The sequence below is a fragment of the Methanolobus vulcani genome (assembly GCF_006546655.1).
GTDB lineage: Archaea > Halobacteriota > Methanosarcinia > Methanosarcinales > Methanosarcinaceae > Methanolobus > Methanolobus vulcani_A.
The window spans coordinates 1-15,897 of sequence record NZ_VIAQ01000008.1 but is presented as its reverse complement, the minus strand read 5'-3'; the positions used below and the strand labels follow the sequence as shown (position 1 = coordinate 15,897).

Sequence of the window (15,897 nt, the reverse complement as noted above, 5' to 3'; positions counted from 1 at the left end):
GTTTTCATTTTGAAGTTGATATCCTTACAGATCATTAATCTGATTTATTGGTATTGTAATAGTAAAAGTACTACCCTCGCCAACATTGCTTTCAACATGGATCTCTCCTGAATGCATCTCTATATAATGTTTGACAATTGCAAGCCCTAACCCTGTTCCACCATGACTGCGGTTTATGAATGAACTAACCTGTTTAAATGGATCAAATATAACTTTTTGCTTGTCTGGAGGAATACCTATGCCATTATCACATATGGATATCTGAACATTGCCATCCAATATTTTAGATTTGAGCTGCACTTTACCTTTTTCAGGTGTGAATTTGATAGCATTGCTAAGAAGATTAAAAATTATCTGTTTGATCTTTAACTTATCAGCATTGATTTCCAGTTTCTCATATTCAATATTGACTTCAAAATCATGCTCTTTCTCTTTGAAAAGAGGAGCCATCAATGATATGACCTCATATATCTCTAAATAAAGATCAATTGTTTCGGGATCATAGTCCATACTGCCAGATTCTATTTTTGAAATATCAAGGATATCATTGATCAATTCTAACAGATGATTTCCACTTTTTACTATATTGCCAACATACTCTGTTTGTTTGTCATTCAACTCCCCGAATATTTTATCATTTAGTACCTGTGAGAAACCAATAACTGAATTAAGAGGTGTGCGGAGTTCATGGCTCATATTTGCAATGAATTCTGATTTTATTTTATTGGATTCTTCAGCAAGGGCTTTGGCTTGAAGAAGAGCCATTTCAGCCTGCTTTCTTTCAGTTATGTCAGTTATGAACAACGTAAGCCCGATAATATTTCCTTCATCATCTTCAAGGGGACTATAAACATTCTCATACCATTTTCTTTCGGCTAAGGAATCACCATAGTCTTCTACAGTTGTGAAGGCTTCTCCTGCAAGTACTCTATCAAAGTTAGCTTTTGCCTTTTCCACGTCTTCTGGATGTTTGATGTAATCCAGCATACAGGAACCAATTTCTATTCTGGCCCCCCATATATGTTCCATTATATGTTGATGATTTTCATTAAAAGTAATGTAATGATAATTTTTATCAAGGGCGAATATGACAACATCCCTTGGACTTTCAATAACTTCCTGCAATAACTTATATGCCTGCCTGTACTTCTGTTGAGCCTGCCTCAACATTTCCTCCGCTCTCTTTCTGTCAGTAATGTCCCTGCAAACACAAAAAGCCAGTTTCTGACCGTCGATAATCGCTCCGTTCGAACTAACTTCCACATCGATCAAAGCCCCATTTTTACGACGGTGGCATGTCTCAAATGTAAATCCGGACTCATCAATATCGTTTATTATCTCAAGAATTTCTTCAGGTGATGAAATGTATTCCCAGTCCCATACGTGTAATTGGAGAACTTCATCCATAGAATAGCCCAGCATATTCGCATATTTCTGGTTTGCCTCAACAACCTCACCTTTGTCATTAACAACAACAATTCCATCATTTGATTGTTCAACGAAGATGTTCCTTCTAGTACGTTCTTCTTCGATTTTCTTTTCAGCTCTCTTTTTCTCTGTAATGTCTGAATGAGTTCCATACATGAGAAGCGGATTGTTATCTTCATCCCACTCTATAACCTTACCACGGTCATGTACCCATATCCAATCCCCATTCTTGTGTCGTATGCGTGCTTCGTGTTCATAGTATTCTAAAACACCTGCAAAATGTTTGTTAAGAAGGATATCTGCTCTTTTCATATCCAGAGGATGGACTAGTTTCCTCCATGTTTGAATATCAAGTGAAGTCAGTTCATCCAGAGTATAACCAATTATTTCGGCCCATCGGTCATTGAATAAAGTTTCACCGGTCTGTATATTCCATTCCCAGGTCCCGACATTTGTACCTTCAATGATGTTAGACAGACGTTTACGTTCTTCTGAAATATCCTTTTCAGCTTTTTTCCTTTCAGAAATGTCCCTGCCAACACCAAGCACCCCTATGAGTTTTCCACTGGAATCATACATAGGGCTTTTAATGGTTTCCAGATTTTCTTCGTGACCGTCATCCGCATAGGTGATCAATTCCTCATTAACAGAAGGTCGGCCAGCTTCTAATGCTTCAATATCCTTTTGTCTGAAGAAATCTGCAAGCTCTTTATCAACAAAGTCATAATCCGTTTTTCCAAATATCTCTTCTTCCTTTGCTCCAAAGAAGCGTTCAAATTTATAATTGCACGAAAGATAGACTCCATTAACATCTTTTAGCCATACAAGATCAGGAATAGAATCTATTAAAGTACGCAGTTGTCCCTCACTATTCTTTAGTGCGATCTCTGCATTTTTACGTTCAGTTATATCTATTGTTGTCGCCATGACCCTTTCCACACCATTGATAGTCACAGGGCTCAATCGAACATGCTCCCAAAAAGGTTCTCCTGTTACCTTTCTGTTGAACCATTCAAATTCCTGAGTTCCTTCATCTGCAGCTTTATGTATCCACCTCAGTGCATCGTCAAAAGAATATGGTGGCTCGATCCAGAAATCATTTGTTTTTAGCTCCTCAAGTGAAGAAAAACCATACATTTCGCAGGTTTTAGGATTGGCATCTATAATCTCTCCGCTTATCCTGTCATGTATTATTATTGAGATCGGCGCCTCTGTGAAAAGAGTCCTGTATTGCTCCTCTCTCTCAATAATAGCATTTTCTGCTTGTTTACGCTCGGTAATGTCCTGGAATACAGCAGCAAAAGAATCATTGTCAACTTTATGCGCACTAACACTATAGTGCTTATTCAATTGTGGTGAATATGTTTCAAAAATAACAGGTTTTCCAGTTAGTACGACATTTCCATATGTTTCTATCAAAGAAGTTTCCTCAATACCCGGAAGAACTTCAGTAACACGTTTTTCTATGATATCGGTTACTTTCAGTCCGGTATGTTTTCCGAATGCTTCGTTTGCATCAAGGAAGATATAATCAATTGGGTCACCATTATCATTAAAAACCATTTTGTGGATTCCCACACCACTAATATCGTTTTCAAAAAGTCCTCTGAATTTCATTTCACTTTCTTTTAGTGCATTCTCAGCTCCTATCTTTCCTATGATGTTCCATACGGAATCCATAAGTAAAGTAAGCTGCAGAGAATCGCTATCATTATAATTTGATTCTTTGTTGGCAACACCGATCACAGCAACGATCTTGTTGTTCTTAAAAATTGGCACAGTCATGAACTTATGAAGTTTGACATGGCCTTGTGGATAGCCTTTTTTCAAAGGGTTTGGAGCATGAAAATCATTTATAATTATCGTTTTACGTTGCCTGACCGCTTCGCCCCAAATACCTGTTTCCTTAAGATCATATATCGTCTGAGGTTCTGTGATCTCACATTTCTTCATAACGTCTTGAGACCATGTGTTTAAAATGAACTGTTCTCTTTTTTCATTATAATAATAGATGTAACCAATTTTACTATTCGTTAGTTTTATAGCTTCATTGAGAGTAAAATCAAGGAAATCCTGTATAGAGTCGTGTTTTGATACCAATATCTCATGGATGCTTCTTAACCTGGCTTCCTCAAAGTTAAGTTCTTCTTCTAACTGTTTTGTTTTAGTTACATCCTGAACTATAAAGCATAGCAAGGTTTTTTCGTCAGTATTTATCGGAATTGCACAAATCTCAACATCGTGAATCTCATGATTACGCAGTTGATGCCTGAAAGTAAAATGATTTTTAAGTCCTTTTTTTGCTTTAGAAATTTCAGCTTTAAGCTCTTCTTCAGACAGTATATCTATTTGACTCATTTTCTTCTGTAAAAGTTCTTCAGATGACCAGCCGTAATAAGTGGAAGCAGCATTGTTGGCATCAATAATGTGCAGATTTTCAGGATCAACAAGTAACATAACTGCATAATCATTGTTGAATAACTGGGTGCCAACTGTTTTTGTATTAAATATGAAATCTTCGGAATTGGTTTTATCTTTCATTTTTCCCTCATTCGCTGCTGTTTAGAACCACTTATTCTTGTTTCACCGGGGTTTTGAAATGTAAGATATTATACTATATCATGGAGTTCATCTTTTGAATAGAAACACACATATTAATACACCTTATATTATATATTTGCCGTCTATATCAGTATTTTTGTATATTGAGTGGTTATATTGGTCATAAGTACCCCCCTGTTTCCAGTGCAATTTATACACAGATTAATATAAAATACATGACCAGATACAAAAATGTGAATATTACCCGTTTCCAGGCCATAAAATCCAAATGCACTTGCAAATATTTTTTGCAAATACAAGGTTGTACCTGATTAGTATCGTTAATAGTTGTATGTAGTTATATGCATGCCTTTATCAATCTTTTCTTGCATGGAAATAAAAGAAAATAGAAAATAAATCAGAGCATTCTTGTTCGCTTCAGATAAGAAGACGGATAAAGAATAATCTGCTACTTCTCAATCAACCGGATTGTCGTGAAGTATCTTAAAATAATTACTGAAGCCCGCGTTCCCTTAGCGTATTTTCAATACGGTCAATGACCGTGTTCATAATTTTGATTCGGGAATAGTACTTGTCATTGGACTCCACAATAGTCCAGGGCGCCCATGTAGTACTGGTTTTTTTCAGCATCTCATCGGCAGCATCAAGATAGAGATCCCATTTCTCACGATTGCGCCAATCGTCAGGAGTTATCTTCCATTGCTTATATTCTGTATCTTCACGCTGTTTAAACCTTTTAAGCTGCTCATCCTTATCAATGTGCATCCAAAATTTGACAATTATAGTACCGTAATTGGAAAGAGTTTCTTCAAATTCATTGATCTCCCTGTAGGCACGCTTCCATTCCTCAAAATTACAGAGATCTTCAACTCTCTCAACCAGCACTCTTCCGTACCAGCTTCGGTCATATATTCCAATGTGACCAGCCTCAGGGATCTGGTTGTAGAATCTCCACAGGTAATGACGTCGAAGTTCATCAGGAGTGGGCACACCTACAGGAGTTACCTGGTAAAGTCTTGGATTTAGTTCCTTAACAAGTCGCCTGATACTACCGCCCTTACCGGAGGCATCCCAGCCTTCAAATACAACAATAAGTGATATCCTGTTTCTAAAAAGGTCATACTGTAGAGTTTTCAGTTTTTTCTGGCATTTTTTCTTTTCTTTCTTGTACTCCTCATAAGTGAGACTCTTATCAAGATCGATCTTTTCCAGAATGGAAGAGTCGATATTGGGAATAATACAATCGTTATTCTTATGGTTTTGTTCCACCAATGCCTTGTTTTCAATATCCTGTATCTTGTATTCTATGGATTCTATGACCTTTGCCAGTACTTTGACGGTTGCAAAATCCCTGTCATTTGCTTCTACAATTGTCCAGGGTGCAAAAGAGCGATCTGTTTTTTCAAGGATCCCCTCAATTAGTGGCAGATATTTATCATATCCATCCAGGTAATCTCTTTCTTCCTCTTCAATAATAAACTGGGGGATTCCTATATCCTTCATTTCCTGATATCTTTTATCCTGTTCTTCCTTGCTTATGTGCAGGAACAGTTTTATCACAAGGTAACCGCCGTCTGTGAGCTGTCTTTCAAAATAGTTAAGATTGGAAAGGCATTTTTGCATATTCTTATTGGTTTTACCCTTCTTGTTATGTTCAATGATAATTCTGCGATACCAGCTTCTGTCAAAAATTACCATTCTGCCTTTTTCCGGAATCTTTGTCCAGAAACGCCACAACAGAGGCTTCTGTTCTTCCTGGTAACAGGGTCTTCCGGTGGTGTGCAGGTTAAAGCCCATTGGATTTAATGTAAGAAGAAACCTGTTGATGATCTCAGACATACCTGAAGCATGCCATCCCTCAAAAACAATAATAATTGGAATATCCATTTTCCACGCTTTTCGCTGTAGTTCCCCCATCCGTATTTTCAGGTCTTCCATTAGCATTTTATATTCATCCTTTGGAAGAGTTTTGGTAAGATCTACATTTTCAAGCATATTATCATCTTCATTATCAATTATCTTTGAATATATAGTTATATTGAGAGAAATTATTTTCATTTATATATATCAGATATAGAAACTCCATACAAGCAAGGTGGCTGCTCCGGCCAGTGCAATAACTATGAAAGATAATATTGCTGTCCTGAAAAACTCCGGTGAACCGCTGACTTTGATATATAGCGGCTTATTAAGAGTGCTTACAAGACCTGCAAGTACAGCTGTAATACCGGCAGTATGAATGGAGATATTACCTGAAAAAGCAAGGGCTGCAACGGAAGCAGTAACTGCAGAGCTACTTACTATACCGCCCAGTGCAGTTATATAGGTTCCTTCTGCTCCCCCATATACATTTGCATAATTTGCAATAATGAGCAGAATTGTAAAAACAGCACCGAACTTAAATGCCGGACCAAGAGCAAAAGGAGACCCTATCTCGATCGTCTCCTGAGGATTTATTGTATTTTTCCATTTGATCGCCACAAATGCAAGAGCCACTATTCCCATTATAATGAAAGGAGGAGCCATGATCATAGCTGTCTGAGCTGTTGGGTCTGCTATCAGTGCAATTATAGTGTTACTGATAATCATGGATACAACCGACAATAAAGAACCGATGTGAACCGAATCTTTTAGCAAAGGACCTTTTTTTGACAGGCCTGCAAGGGCTGCAACTGTTGCTTCACTGCTAATGAAACCTCCAAAGAAACCTGAGTAGGGGATGCCTCCTTTGGGACCCATTTTTTTCAGGGAGACATAACTGACAAAACTAATGAAAGAAACAAGCACAACAATAAGTATGGATTGCTTGAGATTTATTATTCCAAAGATCGGTTCTTCAGGCATTATAGGATACAATACAAAAGCAACTGCAAGGAATTTGAGTGCACTGCTAATATCTTCATCAGAGAGGTGTTCTGCAAATGAATGAAGTGGTTTTTTCTCAATAAGCAGGAAAGTTATTAGCAAACCTGTAACTATGGCTATTAGATAAAGACCCTCGGCAACGATTATTCCCAAAAGGTATGTACAGAACAACGCAATAGCTGTTGTAAGACCTGATTTTCCCTTGAGGATATTGACCAGGTAAATCAGGGAAGCTGAGGCAAATACCACCAGCAATGTTGTCAGTATGAGTATCCACATGCCAATATAATCAACCAGGAATGCTGCAAGAGTACCGGCAATACACGTTATGGAAAAAGTCCTGACACCAGCGAATATCTTCTTGTCAGCACGCCAGTGTTCCCTTTCAAGACCGATAAGTATGCCTATCATCATTGAAAGTACAATTTTTTCCAGTATAGTGGCATATAACGGATCAATGCCCGGTTGAATACTTATAATATCATCCCTCCTGAAGAAGTTATTCTGATGCCTGCTCAAAGCGGGTTCAATTATAGTAGCATGCAGATGGCTGCATAACTAACTATAATACATGTATTACTACATATTTTTATATTTGCTTGACAAATTAGTAATGAGGTTTAACTATCATGCCATGGGTTAATAAAGTTAAATGTGTGTCATGTAAAAAGTGCATTAAAAAATGCCCTGTGGATGCCATTTACATGGCAAAAGGAAAAGCCTTGATCGAAGAAGGAAAATGCATTAATTGTGGAAAATGCATCAAAATATGCCCTGTCAAAGCAATACTCAAAGACAAAGACGTTGTGAAATTCAAAATCTATGAAAATCTTAAATCCGCAAAAAACTCACTTGAAAAATCTAAAAATAAGCGTGCAAAGAAGCGTCTGATCAAGAGTCAGCTGCGACAACTTAAACGCGAACAGGAGATTATTCGCGGAACGATAAAAGAACTGAAACGAATTAAACTTTAATTTACAATCATAGAAAACATAACCAGAATAATGAGGAGAAGATCATATTTGCTGAGGGGAGAACAATGTCATCGGATGTATTTGTAAAGAAATACTCCTTAGCGGCATCACTGGGTTTTCTTGCAGGCCTGGTGTCATGCATGACAGGACTGCTTTTTGCCATCGTTAGCAGGCTCAACCGTGGTTCAGGTACAGAAACCATTCTGGTTGTGTGCATGTTACTTGCTACTGGTGTGGTTCTAATCCTTTCAGGAATCAATGTCGCAGGAATACGCCAGAAGCTTTCACGAAACTATTCTTTCCTTGCAGGTCTGTTATTATCCGCAATCGGACTATTTGTTTTCATGACATCTTTCCCTGATAACTGGGTCTATCCAAAGGTCAGTTATGCAATAGTAGCATATTCAATTGGTATTTTCCTGCTGCTCATCAATATCTTTGTAAATTATTTCCTGCAGGCACTGGGAGATTCCAGACAACAGGAACTTACTCCGCAAAAAGATGATGTTAAACCTATTGAAAAGCAACACAATGATTGTTCTGTCCTTACAACCTTTGCAGGAATTCTAATGACAAATATCACATCTGGCACCTACGAGCCTGCTTTTCTTACGGGCACCAGTGATAATGAAAATACTTACCTTATTAATACCACTTCAGAAGAAAAACATCCGGAGTCCCTGTTTATGGAACCCAATGAGGAAAAATCCATTTCCATTACTGAAATTAAAACTGCAATAGATGCATTCGGCGACGAAGACATAAAAATATGTAATGTCAACGATGAACAAGAAGAAACTACGTATCTTGAAACAACACAATTCCCCGAGATAGCTGAGCTTATTGAACCTGAAATTGAAAAAGAGATTGAAGATATTGAAGAAACTCAAGATAAAGAGGACGAAAAAACAGAATATTCGCCTGAAAAAGAGCTTTCTTCAAATGAAACAGCTGATGTACAGGATTTTATTGTTCCTTATGCAGAATTCAGGTCACTTAAAAAGACAGATATCAAATCTGACGATACCATGCGTGAAGCTGCACGCAAAGTCCTCATGTACAACTTTGGCCAGATGATCGAACATGAGAGAGGTACGAAGATTGGCAGGGATATTGAAGAACTCCATGATATGAGAGTTGCTGCAATGAGAATGCGTTCTGTTGTAGAGGTTCTTGAAGACTATCTCAATATGAAAGAGATGTCTTCCTATTACAAGGACGTAAAATCCATAAGAAGGACACTGGGAACAGTACGTGACATGGATGTATTCCTTGAGAAGATCGATCACTATCTTGCGGCACAGCCACCTGAGAGAGTGATGGAAATTGAACCTCTTACAGATTCCATTCTCATTGAAAGAGCAAAGCATCGTGGCAATATGCTTGTGTACCTTGATGAATCACGTTATAATAAATTCAAAAAGAACTTTGCAGATTATCTGCTGAAAAAGAAAGCATGGAAGATGAAAGCTGCAAAGAAAAATGGCGAACCTATACCAGCCAGAGTTGCAGATGTACTGCCTTTGCTCCTTTATTCCCAGCTTGCAACTGTGAGAGCATATGGTGATATACTTACTGACGACACAACAATTGATCCGTACCTTGAAAAGTACCACCAGCTGAGAATAGATGTGAAAATACTGCGTTATACAATTGAGTTCTTCAAGGAAGTTCTTGGTTCTGAATCAAAGAGCCTTATAAAAGACCTCAAAGGCCTTCAGGATAATCTTGGTGACATGCATGATACTGTGGTTGCACTTGAAATGCTTGAGAACTTTGAGAGATATGGCGTGTGGGGAGAGACACACGGAAAGAAGGACTCTGTCAGTATCAGGGACTATCCCGGAGTTGATGCATATATTGAATACAGGAAAAAGGAACTTGTATCCTTGCTGGATTCATTCCCGGATGCATGGTCTAAGGTTATTGACCCTGATTTCAGCGTAAGGTTTTCACAGGCAATTGCAGGAATTTATAACTCCTGACCGCTTGCCACTTGAATTGTATTGATTATGTAAGCTATATTGTGCTATATACTACTATATATGAAACTGTATGAAGTGTTATATAATAGAATCACTGTTGTTTTATCAAAACACAACAGCTTTCTAACGTTTTCAAAACTGAAAAACATGAATTTTATGTCAAATGAAGTAAATGAATATGTCAACAGGGAAATCAGCTGGCTTTCTTTCAACGCAAGAGTGTTACAGGAAGCAAAGGACCCCGGTGTCCCCTTACTTGAACGTCTGAAATTCCTTGGAATATTCTCATCCAATCTTGATGAATTCTTCAGTGTGAGAGTCGGTACCCTGCAAAGAATGATAGATGCAGGTGTAAAATCAAAAGCAATGGTAGGTGTATCACCGAAGAAAGTTATGAAAGAGGTGCACAATACCGTACTTGAACTGAGAGATGAATTCGATAAAACTTTCACAAGCGTGACAAAGGAGCTTGAAACTCACAATATTTTTATCGTTGATGAAACCCAGCTTGATGATAACCAGAAAACATTCCTGAAAATCTATTTCCAGGAAAAGGTCAGGCCACGTCTTATCCCTGTAATGCTGAAGGATATTCCGGATTTCCCTTACCTTAAAAACCAGGTAATTTACCTGGTTATCGATGTCAGAAAGAAATGGGATCCTCAAAGCTCGAAATTTGCATTGATAGAAGTTCCTGCAGACGTACTTCCCCGTTTTGTCAATCTTCCGGATTCAGACGGGCGTAAATGTGTGATCATGCTTGATGATATCATCCGTTTCGGACTTGATGATATATTCTCAACCTTTGATTATGATTCCATAGGTGCATACACTATAAAACTCACAAGGGATGCTGAACTTGATATTGATGATGATGTAACCAAGAGTTTCTTTGAAAAGGTATCAGAGAGTCTTGAAGAAAGGAAAAAGGGCCAGCCAGTGCGTTTTGTGTATGACAGGGAAATGCCTTATTATCTTCTTGATTTCACTCTGAAAAGACTGGACATCCTGGACTTCGAGAACCTTGTTCCAGGTGGTAAATATCACAATGCAAAAGATTTCATGGGTTTCCCGGAGATTGGACCGGAATCATTCTATTACGAAAAGAAGCACCCTTTGCCACATAAAGACCTGAGAAGTCATAAGAGTATGCTTACTGCTATCAGGGAAAAGGATATTCTTCTTCACTATCCATACCAATCTTTTGATTATTTCATAGATTTGTTAAGAGAAGCTGCAATTGACCCGAATGTCACAAGCATAAAAGTCACGCTTTACAGGGTTGCACGCAATTCAAATGTTGTCAATGCACTCATAAACGCAATCAAAAACGGGAAATCCGTTACTGTTGTTATTGAACTTCAGGCACGTTTTGATGAAGAATCCAATATTTACTGGACACAGAAACTGGAAAATGCCGGTGCAAGAATCATTGATGGTGTGCCTGGTCTGAAAGTGCATTCTAAACTCTGCCACATAAGCAGGAATGAAGGAGAAGATACTGTTCACTATTCCTGCATAGGCACCGGAAATTTCAATGAATCAACTGCTAAACTCTACTGTGACCACATGTTGATGACCAGAAATAAGGACATCACACATGAGGTTGAAAAAATCTTTGATTTCTTTGAGCATAACTACAAGATTTATGATTATGAACACCTTGTTGTTGCACCACTTCAAATGCGTAAAAAATTTGAAAAACTCATTGATAATGAAATTGAGAACGCAAAAGAAGGTAAACCTGCATACATCCATGCCAAGATGAACAGCCTTGTGGACAGTGACATGATTAACAAGTTATATGAAGCCAGTAAAGCAGGTGTCAAAATAAAGCTTGTTATTAGAGGCATATGTTCACTTGTTCCGGGTGTTGAAGGACTAAGTGAGAATATTGATGTAATCAGTATAGTTGACAAATATCTTGAGCACTCCAGAATATTTATTTTCTGCAACAATGAAGAAGAGAAATATTTCATCTCATCTGCTGACTGGATGGTAAGAAATCTTGACAAGCGTGTAGAAGTAGCAACACCAATATATGATGTTTCTTTGAAAAATGAATTAAGAGAGCATATGAATATCCAGTTCGCTGACAATATAAAGGCCAGGATGATCAACGAAACCCAGAATAACAAGTACGTTAGAAATGAACATAAACCCTGCCGTGCCCAGGAAGACATATATGCTTTCCTTGAAAAGCAACTGAAAAGTGAGGAGAGTTCATGAAATTTGCCGCCATAGATGTTGGTTCAAATGCTGTCAGGCTTCTTCTGTCAAAGGTTGGTTCTGAGGGTATAGAGCCTGTTTTTGAAAAGATATCGTTTATACGCATGCCAATCAGGCTTGGTGAAGATGCTTTCATCCACAATAATATCTCACCGGAAAAAGAAGCACGCCTCATAAAAACCATGATGGGATTCAAATACCTGATGGATGCCTATGAACCACTGGATTACATGGCATGCGCCACCTCAGCCATGCGGGAAGCAGATAACAGTGACGAGATCATAGACAAAATAAAGGAAAAAAGCGGCATTGACCTGAAAGTGATAAGCGGCAGGAAGGAAGCAAAAATAATCTATTCCAACAGAATTGAGAAAATTATCGGAAGCAGCGATTCAACTTACCTGCATGTGGATGTTGGCGGTGGAAGTACTGAACTTATCCTGTTTAAGGGAAAAGAGGTCTTTGCATACAGGTCATTCAATATTGGAACCATTCGAATGCTTGAAGGTATTGTGACAAAGGATGACTGGAATGAAATGAAGAAATGGGTTAAGAAAGTCACCAATGAACACACACCTGATTATGCCATTGGAAGTGGCGGCAACATAAATAAACTTTACAGAATGTCCGGTAGAAAAGACGGTACACTCCTTTTAAGGGATGACATTCAGCAGCTCAAAAAATACCTGAAAGGATTTACCCTGGAGCAAAGGATAATAAAACTTGGTTTAAAGCCTGACAGGGCTGATGTTATAGTTCCTGCTTCTAAGATATATTACTCCATTATGAAATGGGGTGACATTGAATACATGCATGTACCAAAACTGGGTCTTGCTGACGGAATAGTACATGTACTGTATAAAAAACATATGAATACATATATAAAATAACGCCCATAATTCCCCTGTTTTTTGAACATGGTTTGTTTTTGAAACATATGGCTTGCTGGTACCTTTTTCTAATTACATAGAAATTTATTTGGCAAAAATATAGCCATAGATGGCAAATCCTATGTTCATAATATATAAATACTGATTTAATCGAATCAACTTTTATTAAGAAAATGGATCCCATGTATTTTGTTGTAATTCCATGTGGGTCTTAAAAACAAGTAGTTGATTACATGGAAGATCAGACAACCAGTGATAACAGCCTGTATATTGGTATAGATGCAGGAATGTTCAAAACATCTGTGTGTACCAGTGAAGGTAAAAAATTCACAGAACGCAGTACAGTTGTTTTTTCCAATGAGAACAGCAACAGCCAGGAACAAAAAGTAATATCAGGAAAGGATGCGCTTGATCTGGCAGATGGGAATATAATAGAACTTTTCAAAGGTGAGCTTGGGACAGAAGAAGACATAGATGCTTGCAGAAAATTCCTGAGATCGATTCTTGAAAAGCATGATATTGATGCAAGTAGAGATACTTTTGCAATACTTGGAACTCCTTCAGATGCAAACAAAGAATACAAACGCAAATTCCTTGAACTTGCAAATGAGGTTTTTTCAGGTGCTATGCTTGTTGATGAACTCTTTTGTGCATCCTACAAGAACAATCTTCCTGACAAATCCATAATAGTGGATATCGGCTACAGTAGAACGGATATCTGTATAATAGACAGTGAGGTTCCCAGGGAAAATGATTGCCTGAGACTCTCATGTGCCGGAAAGGACATTGATTCTGAGATCGTGAAACTTATCAGCGAAAGGTGGGAAGATTCAAAGGTAACTGAGGAGCTTGCCAGTGGATGGAAGGAAGAACACGGCCATCTGGGTTCTGGTTCAGACAACTGTGTTGTTGACGTTCCTCTGGAAAGTGGCAATGTTCAGGAATCTATTATGGAAGAGTTACAACTGGCGTGTGAGTTCGTTGTGACAGATATTGTATCGGGAATTATTAAACTGATATCTGATATTGAACCGGAGCTGCGTGAAAAACTGAGGAACAACATCCATATTTTGGGAGGAACCAGCGACCTTGAGGGACTTGATTCTTTCATCGAGAACGAACTGAGGGTGCTTGGCGGTGGTAAAGTCATTTCTGACATAGATCCTGTATACGGTATCTCAGAAGGTGCTCTTGAAATTGCAAAGAATATGCCACCGGAATTCTGGACTCAGCTGAATGCTGAAAATAAAACTAAGGAAATGATAGTATGAATCCATTGAATTTAACAGGTAGGAATAAGGATAATGAAAATTCATCGAAGGGATTTACCCCGAATATCTACCGCAAACCCGTTATGAAAGAGGAACATGAAAATGGAGATACTACTGCGTCCTCAAGTCCTCAGAATTATATGCCATCATCAGAAAGAAGTGATGATACTTTTACCAATCATGCTACTCAAACAGTTCAGACAATCAATATCCCTGAAGGCTTCAATTTCAATATAGAGGGACTTATTGAGAAGGAAGCAGAACTTGTTAGGATCAGAGAACGCTATGAGGCAGATATTAGCGAGTATGAGAAAAAACAGAAAGAACTCGATGAGCTAAAAAACGATTATTCACAGCAGGAAAAACAACTCCGAAAAAAGTGTGAAATCCTGAAATCAGCCACAGAAAAAGCCAGGAAGGCTGTTCCACAGAATCAGAAAGATGATCTTGAAAAAGAGATCGCTGAGTTTGAAAAGAAGCGCGAGAATCTTGAATCCCGTATCAAAGAGTTTGAAGTATCCAGACAGAAACATGAGAAGGATTTTGCTGAATACCAGACTAAAATGGATGAACTTGATTCCCTAAGATCCTCTTATAAAACCGAATTTGAACAATACACAGCAAAGAGGTCTGAGCTGGACGAACAATGCAGGATACTTGAGGAGCAGCTTTCAAAAGGAGAAGAGCTATCCATCGAGTTCAGTGAAGCAACTTCCCAGGCAGCACTTGAAGTTATTAAGGCAGGATATTATTCAGAGCTAAAAGAGATCAACAGAAAAAAGGCAGATATCCAGACAGCTAAAACACAACTAGAAGATGATGAATCACTTCTTGCTGAGAAACAATCTTCCATTGAAAAGATGAGAGAGCATATCCAGACTGATATTTCGGATATTGGAAACAAGGCAAAGGAACTTGAGAGTGCTGTATCCAGCTACGAAGAAAGGCTTAAAGAGCATCAGGAAAAGGAGCTTTCTTTTGAGGAGAAGATAAAGGCTTTCGATGAGAAGAAATCAGAGTTCAAGGCTGAGCGTGAAGAAATCAGATTAAAGCATGAAGAGGAGATCAGGGCCTGCGAGGAGAACTTTGAGAAGAGAAAGCTTGAGTTTGAGGCTGAAAATGAAAGGGTCAAGCTGAACCATGAAGAGAAGATCAAATCCTACGAGAAGACTTTTGAGGATATGAAAAACGGGTTCAAGGCTGAGCGTGAACAGCTCAAGTTAAAGCATGAGGAGCACCTGAGGTCTCACGAAGAAAAGGAACTTGCTTTCCAGGAAGATATGAAAGCTCTTGAAGCAAAGAAAGCTGATATCAAAGCTGAAAGCGAGAATCTGGACCAGAAGAGAAACGAGAATTCAAAGTTCGAGGCTGAGATGGAAAAAATGCTGGCCGAGATGGGAGATAAGAGAAAAGAACTTGACGAGATGATCGAGAAAACAAATAATGAGATCGGCAATCATGTCACAATCCATCGTCAGAACCTTGACATAAAGAAGCTAAATAATAAGCTTGAGCAGCAGACAATCTATATACAGAGTCTTGAGTCATCGGTTACAGAGCTTAAAAGAAACCTTGAAGAAGCAAAATGTGATGTGAAGAAGAACGAAGTATTCTCACAGATACTAAAATCCAATATAGAACTGATGGACAAAACACAGCCCATGTGATACTATAAATACTATAGAGAACTTCG

The 15,897-nt window shown here is 38.3% G+C and carries 9 protein-coding genes; 6 read left to right on the top strand and 3 right to left on the bottom strand.

Features of this window, described 5'->3' with window-relative positions; genetic code table 11:
* Positions 1 to 24: 24 nt before the first annotated feature.
* The 3 genes from FKV42_RS02550 to FKV42_RS02540 all read right to left on the bottom strand — a co-directional run bounded on the left by FKV42_RS02550 (position 25) and on the right by FKV42_RS02540 (position 7,269).
* Positions 25 to 3,969, bottom strand: a complete 3,945-nt coding sequence (locus FKV42_RS02550; RefSeq protein ID WP_154808682.1) for a PAS domain S-box protein — start codon at positions 3,967 to 3,969, stop codon at positions 25 to 27.
* Between the two features lie 513 nt (positions 3,970 to 4,482).
* Complete coding sequence (pap, locus tag FKV42_RS02545) at positions 4,483 to 6,048, bottom strand: polyphosphate:AMP phosphotransferase (protein WP_230375433.1); 1,566 nt, start codon at positions 6,046 to 6,048, stop codon at positions 4,483 to 4,485.
* Positions 6,049 to 6,057: 9 nt separating this feature from the next.
* Positions 6,058 to 7,269 (bottom strand): MgtC/SapB family protein, encoded by a 1,212-nt coding sequence (locus FKV42_RS02540; protein ID WP_154808681.1) that lies wholly within the window; start codon positions 7,267 to 7,269, stop codon positions 6,058 to 6,060.
* A 215-nt stretch (positions 7,270 to 7,484) separates the two neighbouring features.
* Here FKV42_RS02540 and FKV42_RS02535 point away from each other — a divergent pair, with 215 nt between their 5' ends.
* From FKV42_RS02535 to FKV42_RS02510, 6 genes are all read left to right on the top strand, one after another.
* On the top strand, positions 7,485 to 7,829 hold the full coding sequence (locus FKV42_RS02535) for a DUF362 domain-containing protein (protein ID WP_154808680.1): 345 nt from the start codon (positions 7,485 to 7,487) through the stop codon (positions 7,827 to 7,829).
* A 65-nt stretch (positions 7,830 to 7,894) separates the two neighbouring features.
* The gene (locus FKV42_RS02530) at positions 7,895 to 9,814 is read left to right on the top strand and encodes a CHAD domain-containing protein (RefSeq protein WP_154808679.1); all 1,920 of its coding nucleotides are present in this window, start codon (positions 7,895 to 7,897) and stop codon (positions 9,812 to 9,814) included.
* 156 nt (positions 9,815 to 9,970) lie between these two features.
* Complete coding sequence (gene ppk1 / locus FKV42_RS02525) at positions 9,971 to 12,043, top strand: polyphosphate kinase 1 (RefSeq protein ID WP_154808678.1); 2,073 nt, start codon at positions 9,971 to 9,973, stop codon at positions 12,041 to 12,043.
* Entirely contained in the window at positions 12,040 to 12,933 is an 894-nt protein-coding gene (locus FKV42_RS02520; RefSeq protein WP_154808677.1) for a Ppx/GppA phosphatase family protein, read from the top strand. The genes ppk1 and FKV42_RS02520 overlap by 4 nt, the downstream gene beginning before the upstream one ends.
* A 233-nt stretch (positions 12,934 to 13,166) precedes the next feature.
* The gene (locus FKV42_RS02515; RefSeq protein ID WP_154808676.1) at positions 13,167 to 14,204 is read left to right on the top strand and encodes a rod shape-determining protein; all 1,038 of its coding nucleotides are present in this window, start codon (positions 13,167 to 13,169) and stop codon (positions 14,202 to 14,204) included.
* The gene (locus tag FKV42_RS02510; protein WP_196214023.1) at positions 14,201 to 15,871 is read left to right on the top strand and encodes a coiled-coil domain-containing protein; all 1,671 of its coding nucleotides are present in this window, start codon (positions 14,201 to 14,203) and stop codon (positions 15,869 to 15,871) included. The genes FKV42_RS02515 and FKV42_RS02510 overlap by 4 nt, the downstream gene beginning before the upstream one ends.
* Positions 15,872 to 15,897: the final 26 nt, after the last annotated feature.